Source organism: Saccharopolyspora sp. NPDC000995, from assembly GCF_053599315.1.
The window spans coordinates 18,433-32,265 of record NZ_JBSFLZ010000087.1 but is presented as its reverse complement, the minus strand read 5'-3'; the positions used below and the strand labels follow the sequence as shown (position 1 = coordinate 32,265).

The following is a 13,833-nucleotide window of genomic DNA, read 5'->3' as shown; positions in this document are numbered from 1 at the left end:
TACCCGGCGCCGAAGCCATCCTCAAACTCCGCGCCCTGACCACCAACGGCGACTTCGACGACTACTGGACCTACCACCTGTCCCGAGAACAACACAGCAACCACCCCACCCACACCCTCCACACCGCCGCCTAAACCTCACTCCAAAAGAGCCACACCCATTTCAATTGGAAAGTGCGGATCCCGGTGCCCGGATCGGCACGTAGGACGCGTTCGGGAATGGGTTTTACCGGTTGACGAGGGCACCCGTTCGGCGGACGGCCGCCAGGTAGCAGAGCATGATCACGACCGGGACGGTGGCGACTGTTGCGGCGAACGGCAGGTTGTTGGCCGCGCCGATGTTGTCGTAAACGACGTTGCCAGCGTCTGGTTGATGCCACCGACGATCTTGACCGCGATGTAGTGGCCCAGCAACAACGACAACGTGACGATCGAACCCGCCACTACGGCCGGGAAGACCATCGGATAGCGGATGCACCGGCGGCTGACTCGCCGGAGACTGTGTCGGTGGGTGAGTTGGTCCGGAAGCGGATTCGGGTCGAGGGAATCGTGCAGGGCGTGGGTTTCCGCCCGTTCGTCTACTCGTTGGCGACCCGTCTGGGGTTGGCCGGGCATGTCGGCAACGACGTGCACGGCGTGTTCATCGAGGTGGAGGGCGGGGATTGGGTCGTCCAGCAGTTCCTGGGCAAGCTGGCGGAACAGGCTCCGCCGTTGGCGGCGGTAGTCCGGATCTCCACCACCGATGCCGAGGCGGTGGCCGAAGAGGGATTTCGCGTCGTCGACAGCGATGCTGCCGGACCGCGGGCGACCCTGGTCTCCAGCGACACCGCTACCTGCGCCGACTGCTCGGATGAAATCGCCGACCCCGGTGATCGGCGATTCGGATATCCGTTCACCAACTGCACCAACTGCGGGCCCCGCTTCACCATCGTCCGGGATGTGCCGTACGACCGGCCGAACACGACGATGTCGGGATTCGCCTTGTGCCCCGAGTGCGAAGCCGAGTATCGCGATCCGGCGAACCGCCGCTTCCACGCCCAGCCGGTGTGCTGCCCCGACTGCGGTCCGCGGCTGCGGCTGACCGATCGCGATGGCGCCGCCCGCCGAGGCGATCCCCTGGCGGAAGCGGTGGCGGCCCTGGCGCGCGGCGAAGTGCTGGCCGTGAAGGGACTCGGCGGCTACCACGTGGCGGTGGACGCCACCGATGACGATGCCGCGGCCACGTTGCGCAAGCGGAAGCGCCGCGAGGACAAGCCATTCGCGATCATGGTGGCCTCGGTGGAGCAGGCACGATCGCTGTGCGCGATCGATGACGCCGAAGAAGCGCTGCTCACTTCGCGTCGCCGGCCGATCGTGCTGCTCGACCGGTTGCCCGGCGCCGCGGTCGCACCGAGTGTCGCGCCCGGTACTCGTCAACTGGGCCTCATGCTGCCGTACACCCCGCTGCATCACCTGCTGCTCCGCGGGTTTCCGCGGCCGATCGTGCTCACCAGCGGGAACGTTTCCGACGAGCCGATCGCCTACCGCGACGACGACGCGCTGGAGCGCCTGGGCGAAATCGCCGATGGGTTCCTGATCCACGACCGGCCCATCCACATGCGCACCGATGATTCCGTGGTCCGCGTCGTCGGCGGGCGCGAGATGCCGATCCGGCGTTCTCGCGGCTACGTACCGGAACCGGTGATGTTGCCGTGGCCGTTCCCGCAGCCGGTGCTGGCCTGTGGGGCCGAGCTGAAGAACACCTTCGCGGTTGCCAAGGACGAGCACGTGTTCGTATCCCACCACATCGGTGATTTGGAGAACTACGAGACGCTGCGGTCCTTCACCGGCGGGATCGCACATTTCCGACGGCTCTTCGACGTCGAACCGCGGGTCGTGGCCCACGACCTGCACCCCGAATACCTGTCGACGAAGTTCGCCGCGGAGCTCGACGGCGTCGAGCTGGTGGGCGTGCAGCACCACCACGCGCACATCGCGTCATGCCTGGCGGACAACGGCGAAACCGGCCCGGTGATCGGGGTGGCGTTCGACGGGACCGGGTACGGCGCCGACGGCACGATCTGGGGAGGGGAATTCCTGGTCGCCGACCTGGTCGGCTTCCGGCGGCTGGGACACCTGGACCCGGTGCCGCTGCCGGGCGGGGCAACCGCGATCAAGCAACCGTGGCGGACCGCCGTCTCCTACCTTGCGGAGGACGATCACCTGTCCGCGGACCTCGATGTATTGCGGCGCAACCCGAATTGGACCGAAGTCGCCGCATTGCTGCGGCAGCGCCGGCACGCGCCGCCGACCTCCAGCGCCGGGCGGCTGTTCGACGCCGTGGCGGCGATCCTCGGGGTGCGGGACGCGATCAACTACGAAGGCCAAGCCGCCATCGAGCTCGAACAACTGGCCGACACCGCCGAAACCGGCGGTTGCCCGGTGTCGATCAGCGGCGGGCCCGTGCTACGGGTCCGCGGCGCGGACCTGGTGCGTTCGGTTGTGGCCGACCTCCGGGCCGCGACCCCGCTACCGGTGGTCGCCGCACGATTTCACAACGGACTCGCAGCGGCGGTGGTGGATGTCTGCGATCGGCTGCGTGAGTCCACCGGGATCGCCGCGGTGGCGCTCTCGGGCGGCGTCTTCCAGAACGCACTGCTGTTGCTGCGCGTCACGACGATGCTGCACCGACGCGGGTTCCGCACCCTGCTGCATTCGCAGGTCCCGGCCAATGATGGGGGGATCAGCCTGGGGCAGGCCGCCGTCGCCGGAGCGCTGTGCCGGGAGCGGCGTTAAGCGTGCACCTGTGCACCGAGCCAGTCGTACCACTCGGTGATGCCTTCGCCGGTGGTGACCGAGAGGCGCTGCACCCGGACACCGGGTTTGGCCATAGAAGCGGCGTCGATGAAGCCGGCCACGTCGAAGTCGACGTGGGGCAGCAGGTCGATCTTGTTCAGCAGCACCAGATCCGCCGCGCGGAACATGTGAGGGTACTTCAGCGGCTTGTCCGCGCCCTCGGTCACCGAGGCGAGGACGACTCGGGCGTGCTCGCCGAGGTCGAACAGCGCCGGGCACACCAGGTTCCCGACGTTCTCGACGAACACCACGCAGTGGTGCGGAGGGCGCAGCGCGCGCAGCCCGTCGGCCAGCATCGTCGCGTCCAGGTGGCAGCCCGTACCGGTGTTGATCTGCACCACCGGGCAGCCGCTGTCCCGCAGTCGAGCCGCGTCGAGTTCGGTTTCCTGGTCACCTTCGATGGCCGCGAGCGGCGCAGCGTCGAATTCGTGCGCGGTTCGGGCCAGCAGGCTCGTCTTGCCGGAGCCGGGGGAGCTCATCAGGTTGATCATGGCGATTCCCCTGGTCTGCAGCCAGTTCCGGTTCGCGTCGGCGAGGCCGTCGTTCTTGGCCAGCACCTGCTGCTCCAGGACGATGGTCTTCGATTCCTCGTCGGCGCATCCGCACGTACCGCACATCTATCCAACCTCCACTGCCTTGATCCGCAGTTCCGCTCCGGCGAGCACCGCGATGTCGACGCCGCCGCACGCGCAGCGCGTGATCAGCTCCTCCATGTCGATTTCCCGCCCACACGAACGGCATTCGCCGCGACCTGCCGGCTCGGTGATGTCCAACCGGGCCGATGCCAGTCGCGTGCCGTCCGCCACCAGTTCGAAGCAGAACCGGATCGCGTCGGGCACCACGCCGGAGAGCCGCCCGATCTCCAGGTGCACGCACTTGATGACCGGTTCCTCGATTGCGTCCAGCACGGCGTCCACCATGCTCTGGGTGATGCCGAGCTCGTGCACGGCTAGCAGATCCGCGGGAGCGGATCGCCCACCAGCAGATCGACGATGCGGGTGCCGCCGAATGTCGTGTTCAGCAGCACCAGCCCCGGCGGGTCGTCCGCGACGCGTCCGATGAGCGCGGCCTGTTCGCCCAGCGGATGCGCCCGCATCGCCTGCAGCGCTGCCTCGGTCCGAGCACCTGGGACGACTACGACGATGCGTCCCTCGCAAGCCACGTACAGCGGATCGATCCCCAGCAGCTCCGAGGCGCCCCGCACTTCGGTGCGCACGGGTACTTCCGCTTCGTCCACGACGACTGCTACTTGCGCGGCCCGGGCGATCTCGTTGAGGATCGTCGCAACACCGCCCCTCGTCGCATCGCGGAGCGCCCGGACGTCTGGAACCGCCGCGAGCAGGTCGGCGATGAGTTGGTGGACGGGTGCCGTATCGGAGACCACATCGGAGTCGATGTCGAGTTCGCCGCGGGCGAGCATGACCGTCACCCCGTGATCGCCGATCGGACCCGAGACCAGGACGGCATCACCCGGGCGGACCGTGTTGACGCCCAGCCGGTGGTCGGTTCGGAGGACCCCGACGCCCGAGGTGTTGATGTAGCAGCCGTCCGCCTTGCCCTTCTCCACGACCTTCGTGTCGCCGGTGACCACCCGCACCCCGGCCGCCTGCGCCGCGTTCGACATCGATTCGACGATGCGGGTCAGATCGGCGACCGGGAAGCCCTCCTCGATCAGGAAACCGGCGGACAGGTACTGCGGTGTCGCGCCCGAGACGGCGAGGTCGTTGACCGTGCCGTTGACCGCCAGGTCGCCGATGTTCCCGCCGGGGAAGAACAGCGGCGACACCACGAACGAATCCGTGGTGAAAGCCAGCCGGGTTCCGTCCACCGGCAGCACCGCACCGTCCTCCATGGGTTCCAGCAGTTCGTTGCGGAACGCCTCCAGGAACACGGCCTCGACGAGCGTCTGCGTCGCCTTCCCCCCGGAGCCGTGGGCGAGGGTGATCCGCTCTTGCTTCACCTTCGGCTTGCGGCGGCGGGCCTTCTCGATCCGGTCGAGCACTTGCTGTTCGGGGTCGACCTGCTCGTCGGTCGGCTCCGCTCTGGGTTCGGCGCTCATGTCCGGCTCGCCTCCCTGACGCGTTCCCGGCTGAACCGGCCGAAGTTGTAGTACGCGGCGCAGGCTCCTTCAGGTGAGACCATGCAGGTGCCGATCGGGGTTTCCGGCGTGCAGGCCGTGCCGAACACCTTGCACTCCCACGGTTTGAGGACGCCCTTGAGCACCTCGCCGCACTGGCATGCCTTGGGGTCGGCCACCCGAACCCCGGGCAGTTCGAAGCGCTGTTCGGCGTCGAACCGCGCGTACGCCTCGCGGAGCCGCAGCGCGGAGTGCGAGATGAAACCCAACCCGCGCCACTCGAAGTAGGGCCGCAGCTCCATGGTTTTGGCGATCGCTTCCAAGGCGGTCGTGTTGCCCTGCCACGGCACCACGCGGGCGTACTGGTTCTCGACCTCGCATCGGTTCTCCGCGAGCTGCTTGAGCAGCAGGTAGATCGACTGCATGATGTCCAGCGGTTCGAAGCCCGAGACAACCACGGGCTTGCCGTAGTCGCGGGCGATGAACTCATACGGCCGGCAGCCGATCACCGTCGACACGTGCCCCGGCCCGAGGAACCCGTCCAGGCGCAGGTCAGGGGAGTCCAGGATCGCCTTGATCGCCGGGATGATCGTCACGTGGTTGCCGAAGACGGAGAAGTTCTCCAGGCCCTCCTGCTCGGCGCGCAGCAGGGTCATCGCCGTCGACGGGGCAGTGGTCTCGAACCCGATCGCCATGAACACCACGTGCTGGTCCGGTTTCTGCCGGGCGAGCTTCAGCGAGTCCAGCGGCGAGTACACCATGCGGATATTGGTGTCCTCGGCGTTGGAGTCGAAGAAGTTCCCGTTGCCGCCCGGTACCCGCATCATGTCACCGAAGGACGTCATGACAACGTCCGGTTGTCGGGCGATGTGGATGGCGTCGTCGACCCGGCCCATCGGGATCACGCAGACCGGGCACCCGGGGCCGTGCACCAGGGTGACGTTCTCCGGCAGGTAGTCCTCGATGCCGTGCTTGTAGATCGTGTGGGTGTGGCCGCCGCAGACCTCCATGAACTTGTACTGCCGACCCGGCTCGCAGAGCGCGGCGATCTCGGCCGCCAGCGCTCGCGCCTTGTCCGCGTCCCGGTACTCGTCGACGAATCGCATCCGACCCCCTTTTTTTGTGCGGTGCTTGCCTTGCACAGCGGTGCGGGTAGCGGAACCTCAGGCGTCTTCTCGCTGTGGGATCCCCGACTCATGTATGTCCGATACACCACATCGGGGCTGTCCTCGCGAGAAGACCCCTGAGAACCCGCGGCGGTGCAAGTTGCATGCGTGGCCGAAAGCGGCTTACGCCGCTTGCCTGACGACAGGGTATCCTTCAAGCAGGCGTACATTCGCTGATCGCGGACCTCCACCTCCAGTCATTCGATGCGCGAGTCCTGGAGCGCATCGATCTCGTCGGTGTAGGTCTGCCCCAAGCCCTCCAGGAACTCCAGCACCGCAAGCGCTTCATCTTCGTCTATTGTGGACAGTGCGAAGCCGACGTGGATCAGGATCCACTCGCCCGGCTCAGGTGGTCTGCCGAGGAGGCTGACGTTGATGTTGCGGCGGACGCCGCTGACTTCGACCTTGGCCAGATCTGGGCGGTCCGGCAGGATCTCGAGGACTTCACCGGGGATCGCGAGGCACATCGGCCGCTCCTCCCGTCTCGTGCAGCGTCAGCAGGGTCATCTCCCACAGCGCGTGGTAGAGCGTGGTCTGCGCTTCCTGGATGCGGTGCACCGATGAGGACGGCACCACGAAGAGGTAGTCGATGTGCTCGGACTCGGCCATCCGGCCGCCCTTGTCGCCGGCGATCCCGATGGTGAGCAGTCCGCGTCGCGCCGCTTCTTCGAACGCCCGCAGCAGGTTCGGTGAGTTCCCGCTGGTGGATAGCCCCACCGCGATGTCGCCCCGGCGGCCGAACGCGCCGATCTGGCGGGCGAAAACCACGTCGAACCCGATGTCGTTGGACAGGGCGGTGACCACCGCGATGTCGCTGGTCAACCCGATCGCGGGCAGCGCAGGTGCGGTAGCGCCCGGGTTCAGGAAGAGGCTGGCGAGGTCTTGCGCGTCGGTGGAGCTGCCGCCGTTGCCGAAGGTGAGCAGCCGCCCGCCGCGGGCGAACCGCTTGGCCATCGCCGACGAGCACGCGACGATCTCGTCGCGGTACCCCTGCTTCACAGCCTCGCGCAACTGCATGATCTCGCGCGCCTTGTGCTGCGTGGACTGGCGCACTTCGGCGAGCACCGCATCGACGTCGCCGTCCGATGTTGACAGGAACGGGTACAGCGACTCGACAGCATCGGCACCTGAACTCAAGGCGGTCACTCCTCCACGATCGCGATCGACTCACCGGCATGGACCAGCACCGTGTCCCCGGGACGAGCCGGAACCAGGGCGACGCTGACCACTTCTTCACCCGAATCGGTGGCCACGACGGCGAGCTCGTCGTCCAGCAGCCGCAATACCCGGACTTCCGTTGCCTCGTCCGAACAGGTCACGCAGGAACCGCCGCGGCAGGTTTCCCCCGGATCTTCGGGTGTCATGCGCTCACCCCCTGCTGCAGCGCGCCCGGGTGTTCGAAGAACACGTGCACGAGCTCCCACAGCACGTGGTACATGGTCACGTGCGCCTCCTTGACGACCCGCGGATCGACCGCATCGGCGATCAGCACGTGGTCGAGGCCCACGCGGGCGATGCGCCCACCGTCGCCGCCCGCCAGTCCGACGGTCAACAGGCCTCGATCGCGCGCCACGGCCAGGCCGCGCAGGACGTTCCCGCAGTTGCCGTCGGTGGAGATGCCCAGCGCGATGTCCTCCGGGTCGGCCAGGTGCCGGACCTGGTGGGCGAACACCTCGTCCAGCCCTTCGCCGGTGGCCACCCCGGTCACCGTCGCGACGTCCGCGGTCAGCGAGATCGCCGGAAGCGCCTTCTTGCCCACGATCACCGGGTGGACGAACTCGACGGCCACGTGCTGGGCGTCCGTGCTCGGCCCACCGTTGCCGAACACGATGAGCTTGCCGCCCGCGTGGAACCGGGTGGCCATCGCATGGCAGGCGCGGGCGACGCGTTCGGCGTCTCCGACGAGCGTCTGCAGCGGCGGCACCCGTCGTTGGAAGATCTCCTCGACGGCACGAGCAGCTGCTTGTTCGGACCACGGCATCGGGGTCACATCCTCATTCGCGATCGTGCGGCGCACCAACGCTAAAGGCGGTCATGTGCGGCGCACAACTCGATCTGCTTGCCATGCAATCACATTCGAGCAGCTTTCAGGTACCTTGTTATCGCGGGAGCCTGCAGCGCGAGAACCACCGCCGCGACCGCGGCCAGCACGCCGAGAACCACGCAGACCGCCTTGCGCGGCGAGTGGATGTCATCCTTCATCAACGATTCCTCCCTCGAAAGCTCGATCAGCGGATAGAGCGTCCACAACGGACATCACAGCCTCGATGGCCAGTGCTCGTCCAGCCGGGCCAGCGCCACCGTTTCCACCGCAGCCAACCGAGGTGATCCGCTCGCACCGGTGTGCCACCGCGGGCTGAAGCTGCGCACCCGAGTGGGCGAATCCCGGCAGATCTGCGATCCCGATTGAACGGACTTCGCCGGCAGCACCGTCGCACAGCACAACCGCGGCGTCGCAATCCTCCAGCGAGCGCAGCAAATCCGGCCACCGGATGCCGAAGTTCGCGACACGCACGCCTGGTGGAAGGTCCAACCTGCGCAGGTCTTCGGTGATCCGATGCGCTCCGCCTCCACCGGAGCTGAAGATGTCGCCGACCCCCGCGACCAGGACCCGGCGCGCGCTTCCGCCGGGGAGCACTTCGAGTTCTTCGGGGGAGAAGAAGAACCGGTGGCCGAGTTGGCTCATCGGTCCCAGGTCCACCGCGGTGTCACCGAGCAGGGACACGATCACGTAGATCCGGCCGTCCGCACCGTGCTCGATGCCTTCGACCTCGGCGAGCCTTCCCGCGAGAACGATGTCCACGATGTCGGCGCGACGTGCCGGTCGCAGGCGCACCCGCATTCCGCTGGTCGGCACCGAATCCGCGCCCGGGCTCACGAAACGTCCGCTTCGGTGCGCGCCAGCAGTGCGCCGATCGTCTCGTCCCACGTGCCGAGGGCCCGAGCGCGCCGGTAGTCGTGCAGCCGCGAGAAGCTGTCCTCGGACATCCGCACCCATCGGGTTCCGCCGAGCGCCTCGTGCCACAGGCCCGCCGCCAAATCGAAGGTCGTGTCCTGGGACCAGTCGATCTGCGCGGTCCGCAAGCGCTCGTCCGGGCCGAGGTGGAAGATCGTGCCGCTGAACAGGAAATCCAGCGGCACGGCGGCATCGCGCACCGCGTGAAAGTACTTGGCGACCGCGAGTTCGACATCGTCGGTGCAGACGAGCTGCAACGGCATCACGACGTCGTCGTCGAACGGTCCGACGACGGTGGTCAGGCGCGCCCAGGGCAGCGGACGCATCGTCGTCGCCCACCGCTGGGGAACGCCGAAGATTTCCACGAGTTCGTCCTGCTGCGCGGCGCGGTATCGGCGGCGGGCCGGAGCGATGCGGATCGCCGTGGTGAGGTTGATGGACCGGACGGAGCCTCCTCCGACCCGACGCACGTGGAGCTCGAAGCTCAGCGCGGGCACGGCGGCCATCCGCACCGGTTCCGCGCCGGTGATGTCGAAGGCCAGCTCCGGCATGGCGCTGGGCAGGCCCGCGGTCATGCTGGCGTGAGGTTCGGCATCGACGGCAGGATGGGGTTGTGCCGCGCGGCGCCAATCCCGGTGGACCGGCGGGCCGTCGACGTCCCATCCGGGTGGTGTCCGGGCTGGCGTTGGTAGTGCCCGACCTGGTTGCCCTGCTCAACGCCCCGGACGTGCGCGGGAGTGTCGCGGTGCACTTGTGGCTTGCCGACCTTGATCATGTTTCCTCCTCAGGTTCTGCCCTGGTGCAGGTGCGCGAAGAATTCGGAGACTTGCCGCCATACCTCGTCGCCGCCGGTGAAACCACGCCAATGCGTGCGCAGGAGCGCAACCAGCCGGTAGCACTCGTCCAGCGGCAGCAGCCACGCTGTAGACCCACTGCGCAGCCGATCGATCAGCAGCGCCTCGACGTCACTTTCCAGCGCGGGCAGCTCGGGGTTCGCTTCGACCAACGACCGCCAGCTACCCGGATCGACGGAGGCGCGCATGGTGCCGACCGGGTTGGGGTAGAACGCGGTGACGCGATCGTTTTCGGCGTTGTGTACGAAGAACGCCAACCCGACTGGGATACCGAACTGGGCCCACGCCATGTCGTCGAGCACGAACTCGGGTAGCGGTCGCGGTCGTGAGCGGATGCGGCGGTAGTGCCCGCCCCCGGCGGCCTGGTGATCGAAAAGCACGCTGCACGCAGGACAGGTGCACGACACGGCACCGGTGGCGGTGTTAAGCAGGTGGCTGTGCTGATCGGACAGCTCGTCAGAGCAGAGATCGCAACGCTGCGCGGGCCCGGCCGTCGGCGTGGGCCTGCGGTGGGCGAGCTGCCGCAACGTCGAGGGCATCGTGCTCACCTCTCCCCGGCCAGTCCTCTGGTCGCGAACAGGTCCTCGACGGGAATGACGGTGGAAGGCTGCGGCGCGGCGGCGTCGATCTCCACCATTTCGAGTTCTGGTGCTGCGGCCATCACCGCCTCTTCCACGGAGGTGCGCATCCGCGCCGCAGTGGACTGGCAGCCGCGAACCACCACGCGGATTCGAGCAACGCCGTTGTGCACGTCGAGCAGCTCGAGGGAACCGGTTTCGAAAGCGCCCTCCACCTCGGCCAGCGCGGTGCCGATCCGGCCCTCGATGCCGACCGGATGCAGGTCGTGCACCAGCAACAGGTGCGAGATCAGTTCGTCGCGGGCGACGTCGGCGAGGACTTCGGGGTTCCCGGTCTGCTCGATGCGCAGCAGCAACCGCGCTAGGCATTCCCCGTACAGACCTACGACTGCCTGCACGGCCTCGATCGCATGCGCGCCCGCGACCGGTTCCACCCCGGAACCCAGGTCGGAGAGCAACGTCTCGGCGCGCACGATTTCGTCGCGGACCTGCTCGGCGTCCCAAGGCATGGTCAGGAGCCCGCGCCGAACATCGGCGAGTGCGTTCGTTCGAGAACACGACCGCCACCCAGGTACATGTGCACACCGCAAGGCAGGCACGGGTCGAAGCTGCGCACGGTCCGCATGATGTCGATGCCCTTGAAGTCGTCGCGCCCGTTCTCCTCGAAGATCGGTTGGCCCTGCACGGCGTCCTCGTACGGGCCGGGTGTGCCGTAGCTGTCGCGCGGGCTGGCGTTCCACGGCGTCGGCGGGTACGGGTGGTAGTTCGCGATTTTGCCGTCCCGGATCACCAAGTGGTGCGACAGCACACCGCGGACCGCTTCGTGGAAGCCGACGCCGATCGCCTCGTCGGGGACGTTGAAGTCCTCGAACACCTTGGTGTTGCCGGATCGCACTTCGGCCAGCGCGCGGTCCAGGAAGTACTGCGCCATCCCGGCGGCGTATGCGACGAAGTACATCCGCGCCCGGTTGCGCTCCAACGTGTTGGGGAACTGCGGCGGGCGCCATTCCAGCTGCATGTCCGGCAGCGACTGCCCCTTGGCCAGGTCGATCTGCACGCTATGCCCCGTGGAGCGCACGTAAGGCGTGTTGACGCGCCCGGCGAGCGCGGTGGCCCACAGCCTCGCGATCGGACCGCCGCCGGTATCCAGCGCGAGGTGGTCGCCGGAGCGCTCGTCGAACCAGCGCGGACTCATCACCCAGCTGTACTTCCCGCCGTCGAGATCGCGTTTCTGCGGCTGGGGGAGCGTGGTCTGGTTCCAGGGGTGGCGCTTGTCGACCGGGTTCCCCAGCGGGTCCCGGTCCACGAACGTCTGCTCGTTCGCCCAGTCCTCGTAGTATGAGCTGCCCAGCAGGATGCGCATGCCCAGGTTGATGTCGACCAGATCGGTGGTCAGCAGTTCGTTGTCGACCACGATTCCCGGGGTCACGAACATCGCGCGTCCCCACTCGGTCATGTTCCGGTAGTCGTAGTCGACGACGTCGGGATCCTGGAAGCACCCCCAACAGCCGAGCAAGGTGCGGCGCCGGCCGACCTCCTCATATCCGGGCAGGGCTTCGTAGAAGAAGTCGAACACGTCGTCGTTCATCGCGACCGCGCGCTTGATGAAGTCCAGCACCCGCACCAGCCGCACCTGGTAGTCGGTGAACAGTTGCGGGGTGGCGACTGTGCCGACCCCACCTGGGTAGAGCGTCGACGGGTGCACGTGCCGCCCTTCCATCAGGCAGCACATCTCGCGCGTCACGCGCGACATCTCCAGCGCGGCCTTGTAGGTCTCGCCTTCGAAGGGGTTGAAGGACCGCATGATGTCGGCGATCGTGCGGTGGCCGTGGACGTTCCCGCGCGGCGCATCGGTCTGCTCGGCCCGCTGGAGCAGCGACGGATTGGTCTCCGACACCATCTTCTCGCAGTAGTCGACGAAGACCATGTTGTCCTGGAAGATCGTGTGGTCGAACATGAACTCCGCCGCCTCGCCGAGGTTGATGATCCACTCACCCAGCGGTGGGGTCTTGACGCCGTAGGCCATGTTCTGCGCGTAGATCGAGCACACCGCGTGGTTGTCCCCGCAGATGCCGCAGATCCGGCTGGTGATGAAGTGGGCGTCGCGCGGGTCCTTGCCCTTCATGAACACGCTGTACCCGCGGAACAGCGATGAGGTGCTGCGGCACTCGACGACCTCGTTGTTGTCGAAGTCCACTTTGGTGTAGATGCCGAGATTGCCGATGATCCGGGTGATCGGATCGAACTCCACGTCGACCAGGTTCCGCTGTTGCGCGCTCATGCCGCTGCTACCTCCACCTCTGCTACCGCGGCTGGAAGCCGCTGGTCAGTTCGGCCCGGTTGTGCCGCCACTTCGGTTCTCGGTTCGCGCTGTGGTTGGTGATGCTCCGCAAGGTCCGGACCAGCGGGCCGTACGCCCGCAGCGCGCCCGACGAGAAACTGCCGCCGGGTGGCTCGTCCATGAACGGCATGAACTTGTCCGGGAATCCCGGCATCGTGCAGCCGATGCAGATTCCGCCCACGTTGGGGCAGCCGCCGATGCCGTCCATCCAGCCCCGTTTGGTGACGTTGCAGTTGACCACCGGCCCCCAGCAGCCGATTTTCACCTGGCACTTCGGCGAGTTGTAGTCGCGCGCGAAGTCGGCCTGCTCGTAGTAGCCAGCGCGGTCGCAGCCCTCGTGGACGGTCTTGCCGAACAGCCACGTCGGACGCAGTTGCTCGTCCAGCGGGATGGTCGGCGCCAGCCCTGCGGCCTGGTGCAGCAACCACAACAATGTCTCCATGAAGTTGTCCGGTTGCACTGGGCAGCCGGGCACGTTGACGATCGGCAGCCCGCCGGCGGAGCGGAAGTCCGCCCCGAGGTAGTCGGCCAGGCCCATGCACCCCGTCGGATTGCCGGCCATGGCGTGTATACCGCCGTAGGTCGCGCAGGTGCCCGCCGCCAGCACCGCCCACGCCTTGGGCGCGAGCCGGTCGAGCCAGTTGTTGAGGGTGCGCGGCTCCCCGGTCTCGGGGTCGTTTCCCATGGCCGTCCAGTAGCCGTCGCCGTTGATCCGCTCGTTGGGGATGGACCCCTCCACGACCAGGATGAACGGGCCAAGCTCGTCGCGATCGGCCTGGTGGAACGCGGCCATGAAGTCCGCACCCGTCTCGTAGGCGAGCACCTTGTTGTGCAGGTGCACCTTCGGTATTCCCGGGACCGAGCCCAGCACCACGTCCTCGATGCTGGGCAGCGTCGCGTTGGTCACCGACACTGTGTCGCCATCGCAGCTCATGCCCTCCGAGGTCCAGAGGATGTGGACCTCGTCGATGTTCGAGGGCGTCGACGTAGCACTCATATGCCACTCCGGATCTTCGGTTCTCGCCAA

General features: G+C 67.3%; 17 protein-coding genes and 1 pseudogene. 1 reads left to right on the top strand and 17 read right to left on the bottom strand.

Annotated elements, in window-relative coordinates; all coding sequences use genetic code 11:
• Positions 1 to 225: 225 nt before the first annotated feature.
• Positions 226 to 464, bottom strand: a pseudogene (locus ACWDKQ_RS24690) (ABC transporter permease); the annotation flags it as partial.
• A gap of 42 nt (positions 465 to 506) precedes the next feature.
• On the opposite strand from ACWDKQ_RS24690, the gene hypF reads away from it, so the two are divergent.
• Positions 507 to 2,774 (top strand): carbamoyltransferase HypF, encoded by a 2,268-nt coding sequence (gene hypF, locus ACWDKQ_RS24685; protein ID WP_450141129.1) that lies wholly within the window; start codon positions 507 to 509, stop codon positions 2,772 to 2,774.
• Here hypF and hypB read toward each other — a convergent pair.
• The 16 genes from hypB to ACWDKQ_RS24605 form a co-directional block, all read right to left on the bottom strand.
• Positions 2,771 to 3,451: a hydrogenase nickel incorporation protein HypB gene (gene hypB, locus ACWDKQ_RS24680; RefSeq protein ID WP_450141128.1), complete on the bottom strand. Its 681-nt coding sequence runs from the start codon at positions 3,449 to 3,451 to the stop codon at positions 2,771 to 2,773. The genes hypF and hypB overlap by 4 nt on opposite strands.
• Positions 3,452 to 3,781, bottom strand: coding sequence for a hydrogenase maturation nickel metallochaperone HypA/HybF (locus ACWDKQ_RS24675; protein WP_450141127.1), 330 nt, complete (start codon positions 3,779 to 3,781; stop codon positions 3,452 to 3,454). It abuts the gene before it with no gap.
• Between the two features lie 2 nt (positions 3,782 to 3,783).
• Entirely contained in the window at positions 3,784 to 4,893 is a 1,110-nt protein-coding gene (gene hypE / locus ACWDKQ_RS24670; RefSeq protein ID WP_450141126.1) for a hydrogenase expression/formation protein HypE, read from the bottom strand.
• Positions 4,890 to 6,017 (bottom strand): hydrogenase formation protein HypD, encoded by a 1,128-nt coding sequence (gene hypD / locus ACWDKQ_RS24665; RefSeq protein ID WP_450141125.1) that lies wholly within the window; start codon positions 6,015 to 6,017, stop codon positions 4,890 to 4,892. Before hypD ends, hypE begins: the two co-directional genes overlap by 4 nt.
• Positions 6,018 to 6,274: 257 nt before the next feature.
• Positions 6,275 to 6,544 (bottom strand): HypC/HybG/HupF family hydrogenase formation chaperone, encoded by a 270-nt coding sequence (locus tag ACWDKQ_RS24660; protein ID WP_450141124.1) that lies wholly within the window; start codon positions 6,542 to 6,544, stop codon positions 6,275 to 6,277.
• Positions 6,522 to 7,223 carry a D-sedoheptulose-7-phosphate isomerase gene (locus tag ACWDKQ_RS24655; protein ID WP_450141123.1) on the bottom strand — a complete coding sequence of 234 codons (702 nt, stop codon included), beginning with the start codon at positions 7,221 to 7,223 and terminating at the stop codon, positions 6,522 to 6,524. Before ACWDKQ_RS24655 ends, ACWDKQ_RS24660 begins: the two co-directional genes overlap by 23 nt.
• Positions 7,220 to 7,441, bottom strand: coding sequence for a HypC/HybG/HupF family hydrogenase formation chaperone (locus ACWDKQ_RS24650; protein ID WP_450141122.1), 222 nt, complete (start codon positions 7,439 to 7,441; stop codon positions 7,220 to 7,222). The genes ACWDKQ_RS24655 and ACWDKQ_RS24650 overlap by 4 nt, the downstream gene beginning before the upstream one ends.
• Entirely contained in the window at positions 7,438 to 8,058 is a 621-nt protein-coding gene (locus tag ACWDKQ_RS24645) for a D-sedoheptulose-7-phosphate isomerase (protein WP_450141121.1), read from the bottom strand. The genes ACWDKQ_RS24650 and ACWDKQ_RS24645 overlap by 4 nt, the downstream gene beginning before the upstream one ends.
• 89 nt (positions 8,059 to 8,147) lie before the next feature.
• Complete coding sequence (locus ACWDKQ_RS24640; protein ID WP_450141120.1) at positions 8,148 to 8,279, bottom strand: hypothetical protein; 132 nt, start codon at positions 8,277 to 8,279, stop codon at positions 8,148 to 8,150.
• Positions 8,269 to 8,955, bottom strand: a complete 687-nt coding sequence (locus tag ACWDKQ_RS24635; RefSeq protein WP_450141119.1) for a hypothetical protein — start codon at positions 8,953 to 8,955, stop codon at positions 8,269 to 8,271. Before ACWDKQ_RS24635 ends, ACWDKQ_RS24640 begins: the two co-directional genes overlap by 11 nt.
• Positions 8,952 to 9,608 (bottom strand): DUF6084 family protein, encoded by a 657-nt coding sequence (locus ACWDKQ_RS24630; protein ID WP_450141118.1) that lies wholly within the window; start codon positions 9,606 to 9,608, stop codon positions 8,952 to 8,954. The genes ACWDKQ_RS24635 and ACWDKQ_RS24630 overlap by 4 nt, the downstream gene beginning before the upstream one ends.
• Entirely contained in the window at positions 9,605 to 9,808 is a 204-nt protein-coding gene (locus ACWDKQ_RS24625) for a hypothetical protein (protein ID WP_450141117.1), read from the bottom strand. Before ACWDKQ_RS24625 ends, ACWDKQ_RS24630 begins: the two co-directional genes overlap by 4 nt.
• Positions 9,809 to 9,817: 9 nt before the next feature.
• A complete protein-coding gene (locus ACWDKQ_RS24620; RefSeq protein ID WP_450141116.1) occupies positions 9,818 to 10,426 on the bottom strand; it encodes a DUF5947 family protein in 609 nt (202 codons plus the stop codon).
• Between the two features lie 5 nt (positions 10,427 to 10,431).
• The gene (locus tag ACWDKQ_RS24615; RefSeq protein WP_450141115.1) at positions 10,432 to 10,974 is read right to left on the bottom strand and encodes a NifU family protein; all 543 of its coding nucleotides are present in this window, start codon (positions 10,972 to 10,974) and stop codon (positions 10,432 to 10,434) included.
• 2 nt (positions 10,975 to 10,976) lie between these two features.
• Positions 10,977 to 12,746 (bottom strand): nickel-dependent hydrogenase large subunit, encoded by a 1,770-nt coding sequence (locus ACWDKQ_RS24610; protein ID WP_450141114.1) that lies wholly within the window; start codon positions 12,744 to 12,746, stop codon positions 10,977 to 10,979.
• 22 nt (positions 12,747 to 12,768) lie between these two features.
• Positions 12,769 to 13,803, bottom strand: a complete 1,035-nt coding sequence (locus ACWDKQ_RS24605; RefSeq protein ID WP_450141113.1) for an NADH-quinone oxidoreductase subunit B family protein — start codon at positions 13,801 to 13,803, stop codon at positions 12,769 to 12,771.
• Positions 13,804 to 13,833 lie beyond the last annotated feature (30 nt).

Coding starts and splice junctions, on each gene's coding strand:
- hypB (WP_450141128.1), bottom strand. CDS start 3,451: ATGTGCGGTACGTGCGGATGCGCCGACGAGGAATCGAAGACCATCGTC.
- hypE (WP_450141126.1), bottom strand. CDS start 4,893: ATGAGCGCCGAACCCAGAGCGGAGCCGACCGACGAGCAGGTCGACCCC.
- hypD (WP_450141125.1), bottom strand. CDS start 6,017: ATGCGATTCGTCGACGAGTACCGGGACGCGGACAAGGCGCGAGCGCTG.
- ACWDKQ_RS24660 (WP_450141124.1), bottom strand. CDS start 6,544: ATGTGCCTCGCGATCCCCGGTGAAGTCCTCGAGATCCTGCCGGACCGC.
- ACWDKQ_RS24650 (WP_450141122.1), bottom strand. CDS start 7,441: ATGACACCCGAAGATCCGGGGGAAACCTGCCGCGGCGGTTCCTGCGTG.
- ACWDKQ_RS24645 (WP_450141121.1), bottom strand. CDS start 8,058: ATGCCGTGGTCCGAACAAGCAGCTGCTCGTGCCGTCGAGGAGATCTTC.
- ACWDKQ_RS24640 (WP_450141120.1), bottom strand. CDS start 8,279: ATGAAGGATGACATCCACTCGCCGCGCAAGGCGGTCTGCGTGGTTCTC.
- ACWDKQ_RS24630 (WP_450141118.1), bottom strand. CDS start 9,608: ATGACCGCGGGCCTGCCCAGCGCCATGCCGGAGCTGGCCTTCGACATC.
- ACWDKQ_RS24625 (WP_450141117.1), bottom strand. CDS start 9,808: ATGATCAAGGTCGGCAAGCCACAAGTGCACCGCGACACTCCCGCGCAC.
- ACWDKQ_RS24620 (WP_450141116.1), bottom strand. CDS start 10,426: ATGCCCTCGACGTTGCGGCAGCTCGCCCACCGCAGGCCCACGCCGACG.
- ACWDKQ_RS24615 (WP_450141115.1), bottom strand. CDS start 10,974: ATGCCTTGGGACGCCGAGCAGGTCCGCGACGAAATCGTGCGCGCCGAG.
- ACWDKQ_RS24610 (WP_450141114.1), bottom strand. CDS start 12,746: ATGAGCGCGCAACAGCGGAACCTGGTCGACGTGGAGTTCGATCCGATC.
- ACWDKQ_RS24605 (WP_450141113.1), bottom strand. CDS start 13,803: ATGAGTGCTACGTCGACGCCCTCGAACATCGACGAGGTCCACATCCTC.